Genomic DNA, 22,600 nt, shown 5'->3' with positions numbered 1-22,600 from the left:
TTGAATTTAATTTGATGATTATTCGCGCTAAATGTAGCCCGGCTCTGAGTGATCGGCGCAAATTAAGCATGATTCAGTTGCTCACACAAGGTTTGAAGTTTATTCAAAGAGAGGTTTAAGGCCCTTTTTGAAAAATTGATCCCACGCCTAACAATTTGACATGCTAAATAAATATTAGATAGGACATCACGATCTTTAATCGAGTTAGCTTGAAAGCCGTGATGTTTTTTTTCGTTTTTTGCAGCGATAGCAATAATCCAACAAAGAAAACAAGCAAGGGTGGCAATGAGTAGAAGAACATTAATACGCTCCATTCTATTTGATTGACAGTATCGCAAACCAAAACCATATTGATGGCTTTTGAGATCTTGAAATTCTTCTTCAATCTGCATCCGTTTTCGATAAATAGTCACTATTTTTTTGCATCATACTCATTTATATCTAACGAGATAACGAGGAGCCAAGGATCTTTTTTATTTCGCGAAGCGCGATTTGATTGGGTATTATTCGAAGGATTCCCCAGCCGATTAAGATGTTTTCGATTCTTTGCTACTTTCTTATAAAGAACAAGAGAGCACGCTAGTTTAACTGACTTAGCCAGTAAAATACGGCCAATAAAGTGAGGGTGTTGGGTCGCCACTTTATAAAGCTCAAGGCAGTCTGATTCCCACTGTTCGCTGTCAACACGTTGGTATCCCGTTTTATTCCGAAGCCTTCCTACATAATCAAACCTCATTTGGATTACAGATTTAAACCACGGACATCTAAAACCCGCATCAGTCACTAAAATAGGCTGACAATCTTTTGGTAGAATGTTTTTTAGCCCTTTCAAATCAAAAAATCCAGATGAGCTTTTGGGGAATTTTCTAATGTTAGGGGGTACGTCTTTTGGTAAATAACTAAGCCTCGACCTTTTAAAGCCAGACTGGCTCTTAAAATATACAGCCCTTTCTTTTTGTTAACACAAGCCCAATCCACATTAAGAATAGGTCGACGAAGAGTTGATAAATAATAATCACTCAGCGTTTTGTAATAGTCGTCCATTTCTGTATGAAGCTTTTCATTACCTAAAAGCCTATCCATTTTTCGAATGCAATGACGTTCTTTTGCGGAACCACGCATTGTTCGACCTAACTGGGTTAATGACAGTTTTTTTCCATGAAGTAGAGAGTTAACTGCGTTAACTAACGCTTTTATACGTTTAATATGAATATGAGGAAGTACTTTAGATAGTATTCCATGTAATAATTCTTGTACGTGCATAAGTCCTCTGGGTTATTTGTTCTCGACAAACAAATTGGATCATATTGTCTTATGCACTTCAATAATTTATTGATAATAAAGAATTCTTTTTTCTTTTTTGCGCCGATTCATCAGAGCCCGGATGCAACGTAGCGGAACTCGGATAGATGTGATGAGCGTCGTTGCGCAACGCTTAGGCTCGATTAATCATGATGTAACACAGAGCAAAAAATATTTTTTGGATCATAGAATTCTTTTAGTTTATGCCAATCCGTATAGTGTTCTTCAAAATGATTTTGCCAAAATTTTTTATCTGTGGATTCTCCTAAATATCCGGAAAGGTAACGTTTGCTTCCTTGAGATAAAAAAAGTGCATCTAACTGTTTTATTGTTTCTAAACAACTCGGAATTAATACTTTTGGTAAACCTGGATTCAGGATCATTAACGCAAAAATATCTTTATCCTTAGGAAGTTGTAAAAAACCAACTGAAGTATTTGACGCGATCCGGGCAAGATGTACTACAGTAGCATAATGTAAAGGCAAAGCAGCCAATAACTTTTCCAGATTATTTAATTGTGAACCGGGTATAAAGCACTCATACCATGGATGTTGCAATTCCCATTGTCCAGTCATTTTCATTGCATTAAAACGCGAATCATGGCGATGCAAATAAGAATGGATTGATTCATCCTGGGTATGAAGTAAACGCCAGGGCTTTAATCCAAAATCGTGAAAATCAGGCGGCAGATTATCATATTCTAGAGCTACATGAAGGGAATAAAACCACTGAGCAAAAGGTAATCGGCCTTTTTCCGATAATTTCGCGCCTTGTAGTGCTGGTGTGCAAAATGATTCCACATAGTCTGCCTTTGTTTGACATAAAAGCAAATCATTAAGCCATTCGTTTTTATCCAAATAGATCAAGAAGAATGTTCTGACATTTTTTAAACAAGGTCTTAAGGCAATGCAGGCTTTGGTAATCAGGCCAAAACGCCCCTGTCCACCCAAACACGCATGCATTAAAGAGGAGTGTTCTTCTGCCTTAACCAATTCTCCATCAGCCTTTAATACTTCCAAGGCTTTGACATGGGCAACCACACTGCCGTATTTGAATGATGAGGCACCCATCCCTCCCGCAGAAAGCACTCCTCCCACTGATAAATTACAATTATGGGGTACTACATAGGGAATGAGGAACTGTTTTAACGAATTATCCAATAAAGAAGCCCAGGAGGTATTTGCTTCTACCCAAATGGATCCTGAATCAGCTTCCGATGTATGATCAAAGTGTTTCATATTTAGGATTACCCCACCTGGAACTGCAAGTGATTGGCCGCTTTGACTCATTCCATTGCCGCGAAGTGTTATAGGTAACTGGTTTTCATGAGCATAGTGTATGAATGATTGTGCATCCTCAGTGGTCTCAGGTTCAAAAACGGCTACTGGTGCAGAATGAATTAATTTGCCAAAATCTTCGCGAAAAAAAACAAGCGAATGCTCATCACTGAGCATCGCTTGTCCAAACTTTTTCTTACACTGCTTTATGTGAAATAAGTTCCACTGGTTCTTTGTTTGCGGCATCTTGTTGATTCCTTTGTTTTGCCAATTCAAGTCTTCGATTACAAGCAATAATCAAGCCATCGAACATTTTGTTAAACGCATCATAGCAACGGTCAACCAATTTTAATGCTTCACGTCGAGTGTGGACTGGTATTTGTCTTGAAAACAAAGAGCGTTCCATTTCTTCTTCAAACAAGGCATGAGCCATTTCTACTTCCAAATGTGATGTGGAAAAATATTGGAGGTTTTTATCTTCCCCAGTTTTTTTCACTTGCTTTGAAACTTTTTCAAAGAAAACGTGTCCGGATGATTCAATAGTTAAGAGGAGAACAATATTCAGAATTTCATCATTTGCTTTATAAACTTCAGCTAAAATAGCATAAGCAGCATCACGAGTTAATTGGGTTTCTTTGCTGTAGAGCCAACTTACATCATTGGTATCATTTACTGAATCGATATTTACTGCCCCCATATATTTTTTATCATGTAGAAACCATTTTTCATGGCCTGCATCTTCGAGTCTGTGATGACGGGCAACTTTTCTTAAGTATGGGTCAGTCACTCGTTCTTCGTTTATTCTTAAAATATCTTGGAAGGTCATAGCCCAAAAAGTGAGTTCAGGAACAAAGTAGCTCAATTCTTTTAAACTTTTCAATTGTTCAAGTATTTCAAAAAAAGGATGATTCATGAATTCTTGTTGTTTGGAATCAATATAATCTTGTATGATTTTCATAGCCATCTCCATGAGAATTTTGTTGGACACTTTGAATAATGCATGTCGCATACCAACTTTTTTCTTTTTTTTCTCATAAAAACGATGAAAAAAGGATGTTTTTTGCTGTTTTTCATAATAATGAAGCGTAAGCCGTCAATAAAAAAGAATAAACAATGGTCTTTATGTCAAATTTTTGACAAAGTAATCCCTTGAATTTTTTATTGATTTTAAAATTCAAATCAATTTTGCCAATTTTTTGTCATATTGTTTAAGTTCTTTCTCTACTTTAGTCCAATCTATCTCTTCAATTCGCTCCACTTGGTCAGATATTTTATTTAAAAATTTTGCTTGTAACTCCCCGTGCGCTTGTGCTTCAGCATAAGGAGTGTTAGTAAACATTACCAAAACATGCTTTGAAACATAGTCTTCTGGATATCGGTGCATTAATTCGAGTTCCAGTTGTTTTTTTAAGTTGAATTTTTTGTCTCTGATGTCGACCTGAATTTCATGGAAGTTATCCATAGACATTTGCGCCACTGCATCAGTATTTACTTTTCTTGATTGATAGAAGGCGGGCATTACTTTCTTCCAATCATCATGATATTTATCTAAAAGCTCATTTAAAATACGACAATCTTCAAATGCACTATTCATTCCTTGGCCAAAAAAGGGTACCACTCCATGCGCCGCATCTCCGATTAACAGGCATTGATCCTGGTAATACCATGGATCACACTTTATAGTACTCATATTACCTGTAGGGTGTTGTGTAAACTCTTCAATTAAATTGGGCATTTGAGCATATGCATCTGGAAATGATTTTTTAAAAAAAGCTTTGATTTTCAAATCATTATCCAATTCCGCAAAGCTATTTTTTCCCTCACAGGACAAGAATAAGGAACCCGTAATTGATTGATTAAGATTAGGATTGCCTAACAACAAAAAGGCATCCCTTGGCCAGAGGTGTAAATGTTCATGGATAAGGTGATTTTGAGCAGGCTCACCAATAGAGAGTTCTTTATATCCATAAGGCAGGTAAGTACGTGATGCATGCACTAAGTGCTCTGCATACAGTTGTTCACGAACTGCTGAACCCGCCCCGTCAGCTCCAATTAGAAGCTCATAGTTTTGTTTTAAAATGGTGTCATCAGGTAATTTAAAAAGTACGATTTTTTTATCGACATCCAAATCGGTGAGTTTCGTATTGAAATGGAGTTTAACTTTAGGATATTTTTCCGCTTCATTAAGTAATAGCTTATTGAGATCATTGCGCTGAATTGCATTAATGTATTCATTTTGATGTCGACCAAATGATTGAAATTTAATCTGACCCTGCATTTCATGAATCGCACGAGCACGCATGGGAACCATGAGTTTTTTCACCTGCGGCATGATGTTTACACCTGCCATGCCGGTAATGCCGCGACATGACAAAGCCAGGTTAATTGACCGCCCATCCTCTGCACGCATGGCTCTTAGATCAGGCCGTGCATCAAATAATTCAAGTTTATATCCTCTTTTTGCCAAATAGAGGGCGAGTAAGCTCCCTGCCAAACCCGAACCAACAATGGTTACTTCTTTCATTCCAGTCTCCCATAGAGCGATTGCAGCCTAGATGAAGGTATCGTTTTAATACGAGTTACAAAATTCTCGAGACAAACTATATTGACCTCATTCCAGGCGACAATTACTACGACTGCATTATGCAAAGTTTCTATTTAATAAATTCAATTCAACATAAAAATACTCTAATACATCGCATCGTAACTTTATAACAGCAAAAATCATACCGACTTGAAAAAGAATTCGAGTTGTGGTTAGGAAAATTTTTTTCTAGGTTTAAATATGATGAATAATAAAATCTTTTAATTCTTCTGCTTTTTGAGGCATTGCAAAATAATAGCCTTGCGCATAGTCACAGCCATGCTGCAAAATAAACTCTCGTTGTAATTCTGTTTCTACTCCTTCAGCTAATACTTCCAAATTTAAGCTATGGCCTAAATTGATAATTGCTTTTGTGATCGCGGCATCATTTTCCCGATTGACCAATTCACTGATAAAAGATCGATCAATTTTTAATTTATCAACAGGAAATTGCTTGAGATAAGATAAACTGGAATAACCAGTACCAAAATCATCAATCACTAATTTTGCTCCCATGTCTTTCAACTCAAACATCGTTTCAACAGCATGCTTTACATTATCAACAAGTAAGCTTTCTGTAAGTTCCAACTCCAGGAATTTAGCAGGTAAACCCGTCTCAAGAAGAATTTTTTCAATTACTTCAGATAAATGAGCTTGACGAAACTGTCGACCAGAGATATTTACAGCGACTGTTAGTTGGTCATAACCTTGCTGATGCCAGCGTACAAGCTGGCTGCATGCTTCTTGCAAAACCCACATGCCAATATCAAGAATTAACCCATTCTCCTCAGCCATGCCTATAAAATCATTGGGTGGAACATCTCCTAAAATATGGCTGTGCCAACGCAATAATGCTTCGAAGCCAATAATTTTATTTGTAGTTAAATTAATAAATGGTTGATACACCAGATGAAATTCATTCCTCTTTAGTGAATCACGCAATGCATTGTCAAGTTGCATGCGATTAATGACGCGCATATTCATTTCTTTATCATAAGTGCGATATGTATTACGGCCATTATCTTTCGCATGATACATCGACAAATCAGCACTTTTCATTAAAGATTCATAATCATCGCCATCTTTGGGATAGTAGCTGATCCCTATACTGCCTGTTATTTTTAAATTATGTTGATCAATCTGGAAGGGTTGAGCTATAGAAGTCAGTATTTCTTCTGCTTTTTGTTGTGCTTGCATCTCGGTGGCAATATCCTGCAACAAAACAACAAATTCATCGCCTCCCAAGCGACAAACAGTATCAAAATCATCAGTAGCAAGAAGCAAACGGTTGGAAACAGCTTGCAACAGCCTGTCCCCGATGCTATGCCCCAAAGTATCGTTTGTCATTTTGAAGTGATCCAGATCAAGGAATAAAAAGCCTAACATGGCCCCTTTCTTCTTGGCTTGTAAGATTGCTTGATCCACTCGGTCGATTAATAAAACGCGATTGGGTAATTCTGTGAGCGAATCATGAGTTGCTTGTTGAATTAATTGTTGTTCCATTTCTCGTCGCTGAGTGACATCATTAAGAATACAGACATAATGTCTCACGTTATCGAATGAATCTCTAACAGGTGCAACACTTAATTCACTCCAAAAAACTTCGCCAGTGCGTCGGTAACTTTCCAATTCTACCGTTTCTTCACGTAACTCTTTAATTGCCAGATTTATCCGTTTCTGGTTCACATGTTCTATCTTACTACCGTGCAATAATGCAAGGTTTTGTCCTAGTATTTGTCTTTCACTATATCCGGTAATGCGTTCAAACGCTTTATTAACATAAATAATAGGCAAATCCGGTTTAGAAATATCAAGAATCGCAACACCATGAGTACTAGCTTCAATGGCGCGCTCTCTGATACGAAGCTCGTCTTCTTCCATCAGTTTCTGGGTTATATCCCTAAAACTGTATACCCTTCCAACAATTTCGGAGCCTATTCGCTGTGGTTGGGTGAAGCGCTCAAAAATTCGTCCATCTTTAAAATGCAAAACGGGCAACTCTCCTTGCCATTCTGGATTTTCATAAAGATATTTCACATCAGCAATTACAGCTTCAGGATTGCTTAGCTGTTGTAGAATATATTCAAAACCGATACTCTCCGTGCCTGATTCCAGCATATGAGAAGGAATACGCCACATTTCTACAAACTTTTGATTCCAATCAACTACTTGTCCTTTTCCGTTTACCATCATGATACCATCTGCGGTTGACTCAAGCGTGGCACGTAAAAGGGATAGGGATTTTTCCAATTCTATATTTTTTTCAAGAATATCATGAGTTTTTACATTAATATTTTCTGAAAGGGGTGCTTTAATAGAACGCTGAAATTCGGGTTGGGTGTGATACCATTTTTCAAGAAGATTAGATAAGTTAGGAGTGGGAGTAACTATTCCTAATTCCTCACATACATTCGTAAGCGATGGTTCACGGCCTTGCTTTTTAACATGTTCGGCAGCATGTGCCACTTTTTGGTAATCTATTTGACGTCTCGCCATGTTCCCTCACCCGTTCCCTCTATACTTTGTAAATGAATCTCTGTTGTTTTAAGTTCAGGTTAATTTAAATTATATACCTTTAATGCATTTTTTGCTTAAACAGAGGTGATAAAGAAATTGCCTCATGTTCAACCTGAAACTTCGTCAAGTTAGAGCCGTTTACGAATTGTATGAAGAACCTAAGAAGCGGTATAAAAGAAGAATCAAACTAGGCGATTCCCGCTTTCGCGGGAATAATACTTGGCCTACTTTATTTTGGTTTTCCTGGAGCGGTCGGAGCAGGCACTGGCTGCATACCTTGTTTACTTGCTAATTGCTGAACCTGTGAATTTACAGTTTGTATTTGGGTCTGTAATTGGCTTTGTGCTGTTTTTATCTGATTTTGCAGTTGAGTATTTACTGATTGTATTTGTTGTTGTAGCTCAGATTGTACTTTTTGAATTTGTGCCTGGAGTTGGGCGTTCATTTGTTGTGTTTGCTGTTGTTGTTGTGCTTGTAATTGTTTTAACTGACTTTGGATTTGCGTATTAAATTGTGATACATCATCAGCAAAAGCAATATTGGCCAAAAAGACAATACAAAAAAGTGATTTTGCTAAAATTTTCATTACTATTCCCTTATGTGAAAAATAACCAGACATAATACTTTAACCTAATAATCTATGAATTGACTAGGGCTTTGGTTCCATTTCTACTATCTTAGTCAAGACTTGAGGTTGTCGTTTCTACTGAGGTTAAATGCGTGAAAGCTTGGAGAATTTGACACATTGTCTAATTACCAGTCTATTAAAACATTCTATTACGATGAATACTAATAGAATCTATAAAATGCATCCCAGGCTGCTATACGAATTTAGGAAGTGTTAGTCTTAGTATACCAACACTTCCTGCCTGTTTTGCTCTTCTTCTGCTATTCTCATCACATTTCGTGGGTTTGGAGGAGGGAATAAGCTTTGGCTTTGAGCATAAGTACGCGCTGCAACATACTCCTCAGTCACTGTTTTTGCACTCTCTACAAGGAATTGAAATTTTTCTGTGAGGATTTTAATCAATTCATCGAAGTTATAATGACTTAATTTGACAAACATAAGCCGATTTTCTAGAGCTTTAGATAAAGGCTGTCTCCCGTGAAATGTAGTTGGGTTCTGAGTGCCAATAAGACAAAAACCTGGTTTTTGAGGAGGATTTCCCTCAAGATCATAGCCTGAAAGCAAGGCATTAAGCAGTTGTTCATGAACCTGAGTATTAAACTCTTCAATGCAAACAACTTGTCCCTTATGGAAGGCATCTAAGAGCTTTGCTTGTACTTCTTTAGGATTGGTTGGGGAAATGGTAATGAATTCAATTCCCTTGGCTTTAAGTAGTGCTTGAACTAATTGACTTTTGCCTAGACCTGGTTCTGCTTCAAGAATGATCCCATTGATTCCTAGTTCTTGATCCCACTCACCTTTTATTTTCTTTTCACGGATACGCAATAACATTTCGATGCTTATGGCAACTTTTTTGCGTGACTCAGTCCAGATAAATTTTTTATCGTTTGTTTTTGGATGGAATTGTTCTAAGATCTCTATGAGTTGTTTTTTCTCTTCTTTCCAAGTTTTTCTCTGCTTAATGTCGCAGCGAATGTGCTGGCTCAGCTTTTTATCCAAACTTATTGTTTTGATTTCACTTAAAATGGCATAGCGCATCAGGAAATCATCAGCCATCAACTTGGTTTGCGAACTTTCTTTTAAGATGAAGAAGAGCAAACACATCATTTGGGCGTTACGGGGGAGTAATATTGAGCCCGGCATCTTGTGCTTTGCTATAGTAGGTTTCAATAAGTTTCAATAAGATCGGTGCATTGTCACAGTGTTCAAGAATTGGGCTTAATATTTTGTCTAGGCGCTGTCCTTCAAAAGGAAAATAATTTGGGAACCGTTTAAATAAATCGGGCTCAAAACGCCCCTCATAATGAGTAGGGTTTCCAGCAAAGATAATTTTATGGTTTTTTAGTGGATAACATGTTCCTTCATACCAAAATTTCTTGTCTCCTCGTGCTAGTGCTTCGAATAAAGCATAATGTTCCTGACTTATATTGGCTTCATCAAGAAATAATATAGGCTGACTCTCACCTTTATGGGTCAGCCAACTGTTCACTCCGGTCAGTTCATGATATATGGTGATGGGTTTATGATGTTCCTTTCCATATTGAGACAGGATTTTCTGAACAAAATAGCTCTTGCCGGCACCTGTTTTGCTGGTAAGAAATACAAATGAATGCTCATCCAGGTAGTGCATCACCATTTCAGGAGTTGTTGGTTTAGCAATGTTGGGAAGAATTCCTGCGCGCCATTCCAAGCGCTGAGTTAAATTATCCAGCCATTTGGCATGGAGGGTTGAGTCATTGGGCAAATCAAGGAAATGGCTATGGTATGGTGTCAGCTTGAGTTTTTGATAAACTTTTTTTAATTGCTCTGCCAAATCAGAACTTAATCGAGCAAAGTCTTCCTCAGGTCTATATACATGGGCCGTTTTATGGAGCGCTTTAAAAGGAGCTGCATTGTCACTGATTACAGTGATATTTTTGGCTGAAACTGGCTCCCCATTGACCCAAAGAGTGGGCGGCTCAATAAAGAGCGTTTGTAATTGTTGGGCAAAAGTTGTTGAAAATCGTCCTTTAAGAAGGATGGGTTTACCTTTTTTGATGGCCTTTAATAATTCGGTTTCTTCACCTTGAAACACTTTATTTTTTAAAGATACGTGGAAGAATAAACTATTAAAATTGGTTTTCGGATCACTATTGATGGTGATGGCATCTGCAGGTTTATAATACTCTTCGGCATCATCTAAATCATTGGAAATAATAAGTCGATTTCCTTCTCCCAATGCTTCGATGGGAATGACCAATTGTTTCAATGGTTCGGGTACAAATACGTTAGGAGTCGTTTTAATTGATAGTGTGCATTGAGCTTTTTTCGCTTCCTTTAAAAGGCTGTACCATTGAATTTCAGTTAAATTATCCGTCACAAGCAATTCGATTTCAGGATCTGCAGCAAAAAATCCGAGGAGCGGTTTAAGCGTACCGTTTTCGGTAATTTTGTATTGATTGGAAAATAAAGGTAATGTCGTTTGATTGACAATTCGTTTTTTCCCAGGAGTTATCCCAGGCCTTATCACATCTGGATAAGTACTTAAATCAGGCTGGGCAAATTGCAGACGAAAATCTTTGGGTAAGTCATGCCATTCACCATTAAAGAAAAAGCGTTTCTTTGCCATTAATTCAGTGATAAAGAAACGAAATTTAGGATCTTCAAACGGAGCATTATGCAAAATTAACTTTGATACTTTATTTTGAGACGCTTTTAAGAGGGCGCCAGGAAGAATATCTAAAGTTCCTTCATCAAAAGTATGCCGACCCAAAAAAATGGATTCCCAATTTAAAGGAGAAGGAAAAAGAACATCATCATCACCAATCGGTTGATTCAGTTTAATTTCTGGTATCGTTGCGGGTGGGATTTCAGGTGCTTGACTAATGGCATCAAAGCGTGAGTAAAAATCATCCCCCATTTTAAATGCAGAGCGCTCATCCATCCCTACGACTATATGTACATTGGGTGGAACAGGTAGACCCCCAAGATTCCGGTCTTCATTGTCAATCACACTATTTAAACTGACATGGCGCGGTTTGGGATCATACCAGTTAATAAACCAGGTAAAGGATTCACTAGGATTAAAGTGGCATTTTTTAAAAACTGACTTATTGGACTATCTACATAATGATCTTTGTTGTGCTCATCTACACGTAGGTTACGAAGAGCCAGCGTGTCGAGGTCACGAGAGAAAAAAGTATTTTTGCAGGCTGATGATGCTTGATGAAGGGCCTCTATCTCCTGGTTATTTTTAAAAATCAGCCATTGTCTTGAGCGGGAGTCTTTAGAAGTAAGTTTTTTTGCAAGTTCCTCGGCATTTGCGGCTTGAATAGGAGAACCTATCCGGTCTATTTAGTGCATCACCAATCTCAAAAAGTGGGGGCATCAGCAAGACTTTTAATTGATCTCTTTAAAAAATATACTTACAACAAGTAAAACTGAGCATTTGTCAAATTGGCATATAAAATAATAGATATAAAGATACCTATTAACAAAGAGAAAAATATGAAAACGTCAAAAGTGTACTTCATACTCAGCGGTTTGATGATTTTGTTTTCCGTTACGGCAAATAGTATGACCGAAATTGTTTCGCAATCTGAATCAAATGCCGCACGAATTTTCATGTTGGAGAAGGTACTGGCCCCGCAAAAGCTGGACGAAGTTGTAATCTTGTTTGCAAAAGCCAATAAAGAGCGTAATGGGGCAGTCCAATTTATGTTATTTTCAGACCAACTTAAAAACAAATTCAAAGACAGTTGGCCTCATTGGGTTTCTGGAGTTTCCAGCCCATGGATTACTGCTTATGAAATTAAGAAAACTGCACAAAGCAAGAATTCCTGGAAATTTAAAATAACTTATCAATGGGCAACTGTTTCTGGACCGTTTTATCCTCCTTTAGTGCAAACGATTGTAGTAACACCTGTTCCAAAAAATATAAACTCGTCACAAAAATTTTGGATAACTTCGTTTAATGAGCAATAGAGGTGAGATATTTTGAAATTAAGAAATTTATTTATCTGAATAAAACAGGAGAAATTCTCATACTATAATTATTTTAGGTATCAGTTTAAGGAATAAACAAAATGTATAACGGAGAGGATGTAATAAAAAAAGATTTTCAAAATATTTTACTGAGAAATGGGTTTTCTGCCCATGAATTTAAAATAACGATAAAGAATGGCTCAAGTTATGATCCCCACCAAATAGTAAGTACGCAAGTGTGGATAACAATTGAAAAGAATTCCATAAAAAAGCGATATGGTTTATACCGAACTAATTGGCCAGACGATTTTGAAACGGACTTAAAAAAGGGTTATTTTAACACGTAGTAATGGAATGGCCTGGGTAAGTCCCCCAGGCGTACCAAAGGTATTAAAAAAAGAGTATTCAATATAAATTTTCTACTTATTCAATGCAATAATTCCTACAGCTGCAGCAGTCATAGCTACTCCCAATACAATATTCGTTGGAGAGAAAAAACTATACCGATTTGCTTCATTTTTACCACTTTTCGAAGAAGATTGCTCTCTTAAAAGCTTTTGTTGTTCTATTTCTTCTTTAGAAGCATAATAAATAGGATCAGTTATAATACATATGGGTTCTGGTATTCCTCGTGCCATAGGTCTGCCTGCCAGAGCTGCGGCCTCAATTTCTGTATAGCCTTTACTAACTAATTTTTCGACTTTAGCATCAAGTTTTTCTTTTCGAAGGCTAGCCGCAGTTCCTGCTGTAAGAGAATTTTTTTCCATTTGGCCTTCAGTCTTTCCATCATTCCACGAAACATTCTTTTTCTCTTTATTTTTTGCTTCCATTGATGTGGATTCGTATTTTGTTTGCATGAAAAACCTCATTACTATTAGCTAAAATTGCAACAATTTTAACAATAAATAATTAAGGAAATATGAAATCGAAATGAAACGAGATCTTTTTTTAATCAATGTGAAATAAAAAAAACATTAATTGATAGGATTTCACATCTTTTTACATATATAATGTCGCAAAGCGAAACCTAGAGATCCTTACCCTACACTTATATCCGGGTTTTCTTATGCTGAATCAGGATATACTGTAAATACCCACCCTGATTGCTTAATTCACTATAATTAGGAAGTAAAATTTTTTATGGTTCTGGTCAAATTATATTCTATTTTGTATGGAGATGAGCCGAGGCATAATAGGGAGGACATCTATGCGTGTCGATAGGGGAGCCTATACTGCGGATACTTTGGTTCACTTACCGCTGTGGCGAGTTTATGGTATTCCTCTGTTTTTCTCTCTAATTTGTATTCTAGCTGAGTATAAAACCAACCTTCTTGTTTTTCATACTCTTACTGAGTTTTTTTCGGTTTTTATCGGCTTAACTGCAATGACAGTAGCAACTACAACCACTCATTTCACAAAAAATCAATTTGTGATTTTTATTTCCTTAGCTGCTGGTTGGTGGTCATTTATCGATATCGCTCATATTCTGGCTTATAAAAAAAGCTTATTGCCTCATGGTGGAGGTAATTTAAGTACTCAACTTTGGATTTCAGCGCGGTTTTTTCAGGCTGCGGTTTTTCTTTTTTCCATTTATTTTTTCAGGCATACGTTGAAAATTTGGATAGTTAATTTTGGCTTTTTTTTAATAACCCTAATTATTTTTGCGGCTATTTTTTCAGGTAATTTTCCTACGACATATATTGATCATTATGGAGTAACTTGGTTCAAACTTTATTGTGAATGGGGCATTATCCTAATTTTAATCATGGCGTTAATATTGTTTTGGTATGAGAGGGCAATGATGCCGAAAGAGTTATTGCTTTATATGTGCCTAAGCATGATTACAATGATATTTTCTGATTTGGCATTGTCCGACTATAAAAATTTATTCGGCTTAGAAAATGTAGCTGGCCAAATATTAAAAATATTCTCAATTTGGTTTATCTATGTTGCTTTAATAGAACAAACTTTGCGTCGACCTTTTGCGATGCTGACACGTGCTGCGACTACTTATGATAATATTCCAGATCCCACTTTTATTGTTAATGGAGAGGGTATAATTCACCAAGCAAACAAAGCTGCAGGAGCATTCACCCATTTAAAACCGGAAGAATTAGTCGGATTATCTTCTCATACACTTTTTCATGATAAGTCTATAAAGAAGCAAGAGTGTCCAGTATGTTCTAATTTTCCCATCTCAAAAGATAAATTTATTAAGGAAATTAAGGCTGGAAAGAGAGGGTGGGTAGAATGTAGTTTGTCCCCCATGGATTCTGTTTCATTCCCCAATTCTTGGATACAAACAATAAGAAATATTACTTCGAGGAAGAGGGTTGAAAAAGAACGGAAAAAATTGACCTACGATTTAGGTGAGCGCGTTAAAGAACTTCAATGTCTTTATCAGATTTCGAATTTAATCGCACTTAGTGACTTAAGTATTGAAGAGCTGCTTACAAAAACAGTCAATCTACTGCCAGATGTATTTCAGTTTCCAGAGTGTATGGCGGCAAAAATAGAAAGCATTTGGGGTGAGTTTTATTCAGACCCAAAAACAAAAAAATTGTCTTATCAATTGGAAAAAGAATTTAGAATTGAGAATGGTTCTCTAGTAAAAATAAGCGTCTATTATCATACTCAACCACCAGTATCAAAAGATATTTTTTTACCCGAGGAATCGGCTTTTTTAGACTCGATAGCTACTCTGTTACAAGATACTTTACCCCGGATTTAATATGAGAACAAATCTTCAGATCGAGGTTACTGTAATTTAGGTCCAGCCGATACATTGTTTAAATGTTTTGCGGGTTTACGCGAAAAAAAAGCGCCCAAATAACTCGAAAGGGAGCGATTAGAACCTGTTTCAGGACTCTCTTCAACTTCTGCTATTTCGGGTTCTGGTTGAGGATACAATCTATCTCGAACTATTCCAAAGCCTGAAAAAACACTTTTGAGAACCAGAGGCAACAAGATCAACATAATAAGCATGCTGGTTAAATTGGTTGACTCGTCAAACAACGCATAATTAGCTAAGGATTGCAAGACCGCAATGATCAAAGAAATTCCTATGGTATTTGAAATCAGTCTTGAGGCATTGATATTTCGATTATCCATGGGTAAATCAGCACTTTGATTAATTTCATAAAACGCAATCCATAACCACAATAAGTCAAAAGCAACGCTATACCAATGTTGCTGATTCATTTCTTTTACGTCTGCTCCTACCGCTTTAGCCAGCTCAAAAGTCATTTTCCCACTTTTAAGTGCTAAGGCCATGCTGGGTTTTTCTTGTGAATTCGCCAGAGGAGCAAATTGTTGTATAAACAAACTCTTGGGAAGATTAATATCAAAAAGCTCATAAAAGGTTTTCTCGGAACCAAATAATCGTTGCAGTTGCTCTTCACTGATATTCGATAAAGCATCTACTCCGGGAGCAAAAGCACCGTCATCTGAATGATGAGCAATGACCACATTTGAATTTTTCATCATCATGACATCATTCGTACCATCTCCATTGGCGACGATAAAATAATGATGGTCTTTGAGATAACAAGCTAAGATACCTTTTCCTTCAGTACTCATTTCTGCAAAAATAATTACAGGGCGTTTTGCTTTGTTTCTATCCATCAATTTTTGAAAGCACGTTAATATCGCTTCATTGATGCCTGAAAATATAACAGTGGAATCAGAGGAGCAATTATCTTCATTTAATACATCCTTGTCTTCAGCTTGATCCGCACGAATGGTCAAGATGTTTTTTGTATTTGTTGGGCATAATACTTTGGCAATATTTACTGCCGCTTTCGTGGTATCACCAGTCGCTACAAATACCGGAACTGATATTTCTCGACATTGAGCAATAAATTGTTCCGCCCCTTTTTTTACCGGATTATCAATAATAAAAGTCCCGTAATATCCTAATCTTTTAAGTAATTTTTTGTTTTTTATAAAAAAGTTCTCAATCTCTTTTTTATCATCCTTATCAAATAATTCCCTTAAAACTGCACACTCAACCTTATTAATCCTAGTGTGTGCAATACACCAATCGCGTGATAAGACTGCTGTACGACTTTGCATCAAAGTATAGGCTTGCAATAAAGGAGTTTCCTGAAATGCATTCGCTTTAGGTACTCCGCAAAAGACAAGAGAAGATTCTTCATCATTCTGTACCAAGGTAAAGCGACCGCCAAATGTACGATACAAACCCAGATGAAACGTCTCGATCTCTTGTTTTGCTTCTTTGATGGCAATTACCTTTTTAAAGTGATTGTTCCCTAGGGTGGTAACTTCTAAACACTGCTGATTAATCAATAAGGATTTGAAAAATTCCAAAATAGCATGCTCTTCTGGTTCTAATTCTTTTTTATTATTGGTAAAGGCATAACAAAATATTTCAAAAGATTTAAGCCATTGTGATTCTTCGGGTAAAAGCAAACTTTCTTTTTTTTCTTTGAGTATGCGCTGTACCTTGGAAGGCATATCAGTAGTCCATAGACCAAGGACATCCATCCGCGTCGTAGTAAGGGTTCCGGTTTTATCGGAAATAATTGCAACCCCATTGGGAAATTTGTCACGATAATATCCTCCTAATGCATTACACAAATCCACGACACGGAGCGCATCGATTGTGTCAAAAGGCTGGTCTCCCAAATTGCTGTTCAGTTTTTTCATCAAACGACTGTTCACTGTTTCGCGTAAAAAAGCTTCAGAAAAAGGAATCATTGTTTGAAAAAGCGTAAACATAAGCTTGAGTGTTTCTGCAGGCATTAAGGTAATATCTCTTTGTAAAAAAGCTGCCATAATAATGGAACCTAAAATAGAATATAAAACATTTTTTTGTTTGCGTTTGGCAATCACTTCATTAATGACGGCTTTTTTCTCATAATTACTATTTAATAAAAGTTCCTTCTCAGGTTTAATCTGAATAAAAATATTGTCATGACCATATATGTTTAATTTATCACCTACTAGCACTCCTGCCTGTTTGCCATCCCTTACCGCATATAAATCCACTTTTTTGTAATTGGAAGTAAAATCAGGTTTGGTGTGATGTTCTATCCATACGTCTTCGCCATTTTGTGCTTTAAGATTGACGCTAAATTTTTTTCGTTCCGGAATTTGCGTAAAATCACTTTCTTCATTGCGCTGTAGTGCAATTAACTCTCCGGAGATTGGCACACAATCTAAATTGACGTTTTCATTACAAAGCACCAAATCTCCAGTACGGAGCTGATATCGAGGAACATGCACAAACAGTGACCTCGTTGTGGTAAATCTTAAAACCTGATGTAACTTATGATTGTATTCATAATCATGATCCAGTTTTTCTTGTTGTACACGCATTTTTTCTATTGTTGATGGAGCTAAATCAGCTAATAATGCAGGGAGGTTACGAAATTTCTGTACTATTCTGTCGGCATAACGAATATTGTGTGCAATCAATCCTAATTGAAAGGCACGCGAACTGACCATCAGTTCACTGGCAATATAGTGATTGATTTGAAAATACAGATTGGACAATGGGGTTAGCCCACTGGAAATCACTGCCGTATCTGAGCGCTGAGCTCCTCGACTATATTGAAAGCGGACCAGTAACTCTTGAACCTTTTGCGTGAAGTAAGCAATTCCACTCGGAACAACTAAGGCACTGGCACCCAATCCGGCAATTAATGAATATTCCTCAGGAATTTGCTCATTAAGTAAAAAAGTAGTCCCTTTAAAAACAGAACGGTACATGTAAATTATTGCAGTCACTTCACTGGCTACTGCAACAGAAAGTGCTGCTCCGGAAGCAAGTTTTTTATCGGTAATTCGGTTTAACGCGCAATATCCTAATACTGCCGCCCCAAAAATAAATTGGACAACAAAATCATATTCAGCGCTTCCTGTTAAGGATTCACTTAGATATGGACTAAGAGAACTCCCAACAAGCAATGCGGCTCCAGAAGAGATTACAGGCCAAATGTATTTTTTAAATGTGCTCCAATCCATAGAGTCCAAAAAGAAAGTCCAGGCCAGGGTGTTATACAGTTCTTTGACGCGCAGGGAAAAAAAATTGCTTATTTCTTTTGCTGTACTTCTTAGATAGTACGTTCGATCCGGTTCGGCATATTGTACTAATTGAAATGGTAAGGCTCTGCTGTCTTTAGGATTTGTATTTTTCACTTTTTTGGATGTGGGTATCTTCGTCTTCATGTCGTATATCCTTTTTGCGCACCAATAAATTCCATTGGATATTTAGGACCCATCTTGATAATTAACTTATCTCTATAAAAGGTTCAAGAGGATTAGGGAAAAAAATTGCAAACTGCGTTTTCGTGAGTTGGCTGATAGGTTATGTTTTAATCATTATGTCCTATAATTAAAGCATGCGCACATTTATTTTGGAGTTGTACTATGAAACGTCGAGCAGAAGTCCAAATGGACATTGAGCTAGTAAAAGCTGAAATAAGGCGGCACATGGATGAGATAAGTAGTGCTCTTGAATTGCGAGACAATGAAAAAGTCACCAAAGCGTTTATTAATTTTGGCGCATTTCTTCAAGACCAATATCCTGATCTACTCTTGGATGATCTGCGTAAGCAAATAGGTACGTTAATGGAAAAAGAGTTCTTTAAGAAAAAAATGCCTCCACTCGATTTTATTGAATATTTTATAAATGGGCGACAAGAGGTATATGAAACTGTAATCGAAGATCAGTGCTTACCTCAAGTGAAGGCAAATCGTATATCTAAAATGGATGCTGCAAACAAGGGGGTAAATATTTTTTCGCATTTATTAGGAGGGAAGCGATGGGAAGAGGGATTGGAGGCATTAAAAGATAAGGAGTTTGACGAATCTATGTTCCGTTCAACCAAAAAATGGATCTCAGAAGCTCCTTACCAAGTTAGTGAAAACCTTTCTGAAGCAGCGCGGCGGAAAAATCTTGCGTTAAGTTTTGTTTCAGAAATATATGAAAATCTCGAGAAAACAATTAATAGTTTAACTCAACAGATAATCGAAGAAGTTCAAAAAAATCGTGATTTATATGGTGACGATCAAGAAATTGATATTGGTGCTTTAGTGAAAAATATTAAAGAGAATTCGTCTGAGGCATATTCTACTGAAATTAAAATGGCAGCTGCGAGTTACGATGCACTGAAAGCACTTACTGCTACCTTAGATGATGCTGGTAAGGGAAATCCTACGCCTCAAGATAAACTTAGAAGATTTCAAGAACACTTAAATGATGAATCTATAAGAAGTGCCTTGGATACAAATCCGGATGATAATGTGACTCAATTTTTAAAAAAAGTGCTCTATATACTAAAATGTGCTGTGACATTGACAGCATACCATTGGGTCACAGAAGGTGAATCCTTAAGATCAACACAGCAACAATCTCTTAAAGAAGCGCTGACAACATTAAAAAAGGCTGACGAGGAGGGAGTTATAGATTCGCCGAAGAATACTGGGTAATTTATTTGGAAGTAGTTAATCTAAGTATTTGAATCAGATCACATTATTCAATGTACTGACTGTAGGTATGATTGATTATCAAGAAAAACAAGCCATAATAATTAAAGGAACAATATGGATGTTAAAATGAATACTTTTGATACCATAGCAATTGAATTTGATTTAACTCATCACACCGTCAAACACGTTGCTCTTGAAGAGTTGCAGGTCGATACTCAAGAGAAAAACAAAATTTATTGGATCCACAGTAATTTAAATCAAGCAGATACTTTTAAGCAATTAGTAAGAAAACTGAGATTACCTGCAGAAGTTGTTCAGTTATGTTCTGAAGAAAAAAATTTATCTAATCTTATTGATAATGATAATGCATTAACATTGCAAATTAAGTGTTTGGCTTCACATGAGTTAAATGAGAATAATGAAATAAATTTAGATAATCTTGTGATTCACCTGACGCCACAGTATTGTTTTACTGCTGCAGATAAGCCTTTGCCTGTTTTATTTGAGTTTTTCAATAATTGTTCTAAATCAGTTCATTATGCTAAAACGTCTTGCTTTATTTTATTTTTATTTCTTGAGGGTATTATTAATGATTATGCTAAAGTTCTTTTTCATTATGAAGAAATTGCAGAGCAGTTTGAATCTGTAGTACAAAAAACGCAGGAGAATATTTATAAAGATGTTGCGGAGGTAAAACACCAAACGTTGCAAATTAAACGTGATATGATCGCAATAAGAGAAATTTTAATGCGAATCACCAACCGAAATATATTAGTTATTTCAGGAAAATGCCGCTCTTCTTTATATAATTTATCAAATCATAGTCATCTTATAATCAATGAAGTGGATTCGATTCGCGAGTTATTAAATAGCTTATTGGGACAAATCGATAATGAGCTGATGCAAAAAATGAGTGAAACCATGGCTGTGCTTACAGCATTTGCGGCTATTTTTTTGCCGTTAAATTTAATTACTGGAATTTACGGAATGAATTTTGAATGGATTCCTGAGTTACGCTGGAAATACGGATATTTTGGTGCCCTTGGATTAATAGTCACCTGCGCCATATTCCTATATTTTCTTTTTAAAAAGAAGAAATGGTTATAATTTTAGTTTCCTATGTTTTTCGCCGTGGTGTTAAAAAAGCCAAGATAATTGCGATGAGAAACAAAGCTGGAACATCTCCATATAAATGAGCAAAATGCTGTGGATAGTAAAGTGCTTGCACAGCCATAATGCCGCCATGCACAATACTGGACCAAACAGTAAACCAAATTAAACTTAAATGCTGTATCGGATTTTTTGCTGCCAAGAGCAAAAACACGCCTAATGTTGCATAGATTCCCATTATCATTTGTAAATAGACGTTTTGCCCAGCATGGTGCCAAGCCCAGCCAGAGGGCCATAAAATAGTTAAAGGATACACCGCAAAGAGAAATATCAATCCAAAAATAACCAAGGATACCCGAAGCATTGTATAATTTTTTTCAGCGTCCATGATATTAGCTCCTCTCGGAAATATCCCCTCTGTTTTTTAATTATAGCAACGAACCTGATTTAAGGAATTTTGGAATGGTTTCTCGATATGAGTATCGTCTGCTGGAATATGGGACCCCCGGGTTTAAGTCACTTTGGTGACTTGCACCCAGGCTTGTTTTTTATTTTGCAGGTTGAGGGTAATTATTTAATTTGCATTTTTACAAGCTTAACAATTGCATCGATCATTTGGTGACCTAATTCAGGACTTTCTGGGAATTGTTTGTAGATGAGATTGGCCAAAAATGCAGATAAAGCTTGAGCTATAACGTTACTGCTACGAAAATGAGGCGGTAGGGCTTTTCCACGGATTGAACTCATGATGACATTTGAATTTACAATTTACTCATAATAAAATGGCTTGTATGAGAGTAATCATTTTCTAGAATTGTATCTGAAATTTGTTTTTCAATCGTTGTACTTAATTCTAAATCACCTAAATTATTAACGGGAGAATAGGCTCCATGCCCTGCTCTTGGCAGTTTGGATTCAATACCCTCATTTAATTGCCCTATAGGATCTAATACAATTAAATCACCTTCCCCTGTTAAGTTAAAAGCCACACTGCTGCCAAATAATGGATTGGGTTTAGCTCCTTCTTGAGTTAATATTTTAAATGTTTGCTTATAACATAAACTGGGTTCATCGGTGTTGCTTCCAGGACCTACTACAGTCACTTGTTCCGCTAAGCCTGACCAAGTAAGCTTTCTGCCTGTAAGCTTTCGCAGGTCAGCAAGAATTCGATCAAGCTCTTCTTTTACTTTTGCATAAGTTACACGTTCGCCGAATATATGGCCTACATAATAACAAGGTACTTCTTCCTTATCCGTTGTAGCAACCAAAACGCCGGTACAGTGTAATAGCCCCTCAGTTCCCAAAACATCTAAATCGCCTTCTTTAAATCCTGCACCTGCATCAGCGCCTACTCGATAACAACTTAGACTCTCCATGCTCAGAAGCTGCTCCGAGTTGGGTATAAATAACAATGAAAAATCATCGCACTGTTCTAAGAGTGAATTGATTTCTTGTGCTTCATCATCTGCTTTTTTTTCTATTAGATGTTTAAGAAGTATCGCTGCCCGCCAATACTCTTCTCCATTAAGACTCGATAGTAATTTTAAAGCTTCATCAAGTTTTTTGTAGTATGATAGGTTTTGATAATATGTTGACATTTCACTTAACCTGATGTTTTCTGTATCCAACAAAACCCGTTCATTGTTATCTTCGGTTACAGTTATCTTGGTCATGATATTGCCTTTCTTACGCATAGGTATAATATTGTACTGGTCTAATGTTATACATGTTGAGTGCTTAAATCGCAAAAAAAATCATTATGTC

General features: G+C 36.7%; 20 protein-coding genes. 5 read left to right on the top strand and 15 right to left on the bottom strand.

Annotation, left to right across the window (positions count from 1 at the left end; all coding sequences use genetic code 11):
• Nucleotides 1-62 precede the first annotated feature (62 nt).
• From Ltuc_RS13200 to Ltuc_RS15725, 10 genes are all read right to left on the bottom strand, one after another.
• On the bottom strand, nt 63-413 hold the full coding sequence (locus tag Ltuc_RS13200; protein WP_058521829.1) for a hypothetical protein: 351 nt from the start codon (nt 411-413) through the stop codon (nt 63-65).
• Nucleotides 413-832: a hypothetical protein gene (locus Ltuc_RS13195; protein WP_058521828.1), complete on the bottom strand. Its 420-nt coding sequence runs from the start codon at nt 830-832 to the stop codon at nt 413-415. The genes Ltuc_RS13200 and Ltuc_RS13195 overlap by 1 nt, the downstream gene beginning before the upstream one ends.
• On the bottom strand, nt 829-1,263 hold the full coding sequence (locus Ltuc_RS13190; RefSeq protein ID WP_058521827.1) for a hypothetical protein: 435 nt from the start codon (nt 1,261-1,263) through the stop codon (nt 829-831). The genes Ltuc_RS13195 and Ltuc_RS13190 overlap by 4 nt, the downstream gene beginning before the upstream one ends.
• Nucleotides 1,264-1,445: 182 nt before the next feature.
• A complete protein-coding gene (locus Ltuc_RS13185; protein ID WP_058521826.1) occupies nt 1,446-2,825 on the bottom strand; it encodes an FAD-binding protein in 1,380 nt (459 codons plus the stop codon).
• Nucleotides 2,776-3,537 carry a hypothetical protein gene (locus tag Ltuc_RS13180; protein ID WP_058521825.1) on the bottom strand — a complete coding sequence of 254 codons (762 nt, stop codon included), beginning with the start codon at nt 3,535-3,537 and terminating at the stop codon, nt 2,776-2,778. The genes Ltuc_RS13185 and Ltuc_RS13180 overlap by 50 nt, the downstream gene beginning before the upstream one ends.
• 216 nt (nt 3,538-3,753) lie before the next feature.
• Nucleotides 3,754-5,103, bottom strand: a complete 1,350-nt coding sequence (locus Ltuc_RS13175) for an FAD-dependent oxidoreductase (protein WP_058521824.1) — start codon at nt 5,101-5,103, stop codon at nt 3,754-3,756.
• Between the two features lie 255 nt (nt 5,104-5,358).
• On the bottom strand, nt 5,359-7,659 hold the full coding sequence (locus tag Ltuc_RS13170) for a bifunctional diguanylate cyclase/phosphodiesterase (RefSeq protein WP_058521823.1): 2,301 nt from the start codon (nt 7,657-7,659) through the stop codon (nt 5,359-5,361).
• Between the two features lie 250 nt (nt 7,660-7,909).
• Nucleotides 7,910-8,266 carry a hypothetical protein gene (locus tag Ltuc_RS13165; protein ID WP_058521822.1) on the bottom strand — a complete coding sequence of 119 codons (357 nt, stop codon included), beginning with the start codon at nt 8,264-8,266 and terminating at the stop codon, nt 7,910-7,912.
• 261 nt (nt 8,267-8,527) lie between these two features.
• Nucleotides 8,528-9,346: a hypothetical protein gene (locus Ltuc_RS15730; protein ID WP_238584154.1), complete on the bottom strand. Its 819-nt coding sequence runs from the start codon at nt 9,344-9,346 to the stop codon at nt 8,528-8,530.
• Nucleotides 9,347-9,422: 76 nt separating this feature from the next.
• Nucleotides 9,423-11,300 (bottom strand): hypothetical protein, encoded by a 1,878-nt coding sequence (locus tag Ltuc_RS15725; protein ID WP_238584153.1) that lies wholly within the window; start codon nt 11,298-11,300, stop codon nt 9,423-9,425.
• Between the two features lie 494 nt (nt 11,301-11,794).
• Between Ltuc_RS15725 and Ltuc_RS13155 the strand changes: the two genes are divergently transcribed.
• The gene (locus Ltuc_RS13155) at nt 11,795-12,271 is read left to right on the top strand and encodes a hypothetical protein (RefSeq protein WP_058521821.1); all 477 of its coding nucleotides are present in this window, start codon (nt 11,795-11,797) and stop codon (nt 12,269-12,271) included.
• Between the two features lie 101 nt (nt 12,272-12,372).
• The gene (locus Ltuc_RS13150; RefSeq protein WP_058521820.1) at nt 12,373-12,618 is read left to right on the top strand and encodes a hypothetical protein; all 246 of its coding nucleotides are present in this window, start codon (nt 12,373-12,375) and stop codon (nt 12,616-12,618) included.
• 72 nt (nt 12,619-12,690) lie between these two features.
• Here Ltuc_RS13150 and Ltuc_RS13145 read toward each other — a convergent pair whose 3' ends face one another.
• Nucleotides 12,691-13,128, bottom strand: coding sequence for a hypothetical protein (locus Ltuc_RS13145; protein ID WP_083498111.1), 438 nt, complete (start codon nt 13,126-13,128; stop codon nt 12,691-12,693).
• Between the two features lie 350 nt (nt 13,129-13,478).
• On the opposite strand from Ltuc_RS13145, the gene Ltuc_RS13140 reads away from it, so the two are divergent.
• Entirely contained in the window at nt 13,479-15,002 is a 1,524-nt protein-coding gene (locus tag Ltuc_RS13140) for an MASE3 domain-containing protein (protein WP_058521818.1), read from the top strand.
• Between the two features lie 26 nt (nt 15,003-15,028).
• On the opposite strand, the gene Ltuc_RS13135 is transcribed toward Ltuc_RS13140, so the two are convergent.
• Nucleotides 15,029-18,463: a calcium-translocating P-type ATPase gene (locus Ltuc_RS13135; protein WP_058521817.1), complete on the bottom strand. Its 3,435-nt coding sequence runs from the start codon at nt 18,461-18,463 to the stop codon at nt 15,029-15,031.
• Between the two features lie 201 nt (nt 18,464-18,664).
• Here Ltuc_RS13135 and Ltuc_RS13130 point away from each other — a divergent pair, with 201 nt between their 5' ends.
• Both Ltuc_RS13130 and Ltuc_RS13125 read left to right on the top strand, forming a co-directional pair.
• Nucleotides 18,665-19,726, top strand: a complete 1,062-nt coding sequence (locus Ltuc_RS13130; RefSeq protein WP_058521816.1) for a hypothetical protein — start codon at nt 18,665-18,667, stop codon at nt 19,724-19,726.
• Between the two features lie 126 nt (nt 19,727-19,852).
• Entirely contained in the window at nt 19,853-20,833 is a 981-nt protein-coding gene (locus Ltuc_RS13125) for a magnesium transporter CorA family protein (RefSeq protein WP_193786863.1), read from the top strand.
• Nucleotides 20,834-20,843: 10 nt separating this feature from the next.
• Here Ltuc_RS13125 and Ltuc_RS13120 read toward each other — a convergent pair whose 3' ends face one another.
• The 3 genes from Ltuc_RS13120 to Ltuc_RS15155 all read right to left on the bottom strand — a co-directional run bounded on the left by Ltuc_RS13120 (nt 20,844) and on the right by Ltuc_RS15155 (nt 22,509).
• Nucleotides 20,844-21,224, bottom strand: a complete 381-nt coding sequence (locus tag Ltuc_RS13120; protein ID WP_058521814.1) for a DUF6632 domain-containing protein — start codon at nt 21,222-21,224, stop codon at nt 20,844-20,846.
• Nucleotides 21,225-21,406: 182 nt separating this feature from the next.
• On the bottom strand, nt 21,407-21,583 hold the full coding sequence (locus tag Ltuc_RS15400) for a hypothetical protein (protein ID WP_157064626.1): 177 nt from the start codon (nt 21,581-21,583) through the stop codon (nt 21,407-21,409).
• Between the two features lie 14 nt (nt 21,584-21,597).
• Nucleotides 21,598-22,509 carry a 2-hydroxyacyl-CoA dehydratase gene (locus Ltuc_RS15155; RefSeq protein WP_083498110.1) on the bottom strand — a complete coding sequence of 304 codons (912 nt, stop codon included), beginning with the start codon at nt 22,507-22,509 and terminating at the stop codon, nt 21,598-21,600.
• Nucleotides 22,510-22,600 lie beyond the last annotated feature (91 nt).

The sequence above is a fragment of the Legionella tucsonensis genome, from assembly GCF_001468035.1.
Lineage (GTDB): Bacteria > Pseudomonadota > Gammaproteobacteria > Legionellales > Legionellaceae > Legionella > Legionella tucsonensis.
This window is presented reverse-complemented; position numbering and strand designations above follow the sequence as displayed.

Excerpts from the sequence above, each read along its gene's own strand:
- Ltuc_RS13180 (WP_058521825.1), bottom strand. The coding sequence starts at position 3,537 with ATGAAAATCATACAAGATTATATTGATTCCAAACAACAAGAATTCATG.
- Ltuc_RS13150 (WP_058521820.1), top strand. The coding sequence starts at position 12,373 with ATGTATAACGGAGAGGATGTAATAAAAAAAGATTTTCAAAATATTTTA.
- Ltuc_RS13120 (WP_058521814.1), bottom strand. The coding sequence starts at position 21,224 with ATGGACGCTGAAAAAAATTATACAATGCTTCGGGTATCCTTGGTTATT.
- Ltuc_RS13155 (WP_058521821.1), top strand. The coding sequence starts at position 11,795 with ATGAAAACGTCAAAAGTGTACTTCATACTCAGCGGTTTGATGATTTTG.
- Ltuc_RS13185 (WP_058521826.1), bottom strand. The coding sequence starts at position 2,825 with ATGCCGCAAACAAAGAACCAGTGGAACTTATTTCACATAAAGCAGTGT.
- Ltuc_RS13130 (WP_058521816.1), top strand. The coding sequence starts at position 18,665 with ATGAAACGTCGAGCAGAAGTCCAAATGGACATTGAGCTAGTAAAAGCT.
- Ltuc_RS13135 (WP_058521817.1), bottom strand. The coding sequence starts at position 18,463 with ATGAAGACGAAGATACCCACATCCAAAAAAGTGAAAAATACAAATCCT.
- Ltuc_RS13190 (WP_058521827.1), bottom strand. The coding sequence starts at position 1,263 with ATGCACGTACAAGAATTATTACATGGAATACTATCTAAAGTACTTCCT.
- Ltuc_RS15730 (WP_238584154.1), bottom strand. The coding sequence starts at position 9,346 with ATGCGCTATGCCATTTTAAGTGAAATCAAAACAATAAGTTTGGATAAA.
- Ltuc_RS15400 (WP_157064626.1), bottom strand. The coding sequence starts at position 21,583 with ATGAGTTCAATCCGTGGAAAAGCCCTACCGCCTCATTTTCGTAGCAGT.
- Ltuc_RS13175 (WP_058521824.1), bottom strand. The coding sequence starts at position 5,103 with ATGAAAGAAGTAACCATTGTTGGTTCGGGTTTGGCAGGGAGCTTACTC.
- Ltuc_RS13165 (WP_058521822.1), bottom strand. The coding sequence starts at position 8,266 with ATGAAAATTTTAGCAAAATCACTTTTTTGTATTGTCTTTTTGGCCAAT.
- Ltuc_RS13140 (WP_058521818.1), top strand. The coding sequence starts at position 13,479 with ATGCGTGTCGATAGGGGAGCCTATACTGCGGATACTTTGGTTCACTTA.
- Ltuc_RS13145 (WP_083498111.1), bottom strand. The coding sequence starts at position 13,128 with ATGCAAACAAAATACGAATCCACATCAATGGAAGCAAAAAATAAAGAG.
- Ltuc_RS13125 (WP_193786863.1), top strand. The coding sequence starts at position 19,853 with ATGAATACTTTTGATACCATAGCAATTGAATTTGATTTAACTCATCAC.
- Ltuc_RS15155 (WP_083498110.1), bottom strand. The coding sequence starts at position 22,509 with ATGACCAAGATAACTGTAACCGAAGATAACAATGAACGGGTTTTGTTG.
- Ltuc_RS13170 (WP_058521823.1), bottom strand. The coding sequence starts at position 7,659 with ATGGCGAGACGTCAAATAGATTACCAAAAAGTGGCACATGCTGCCGAA.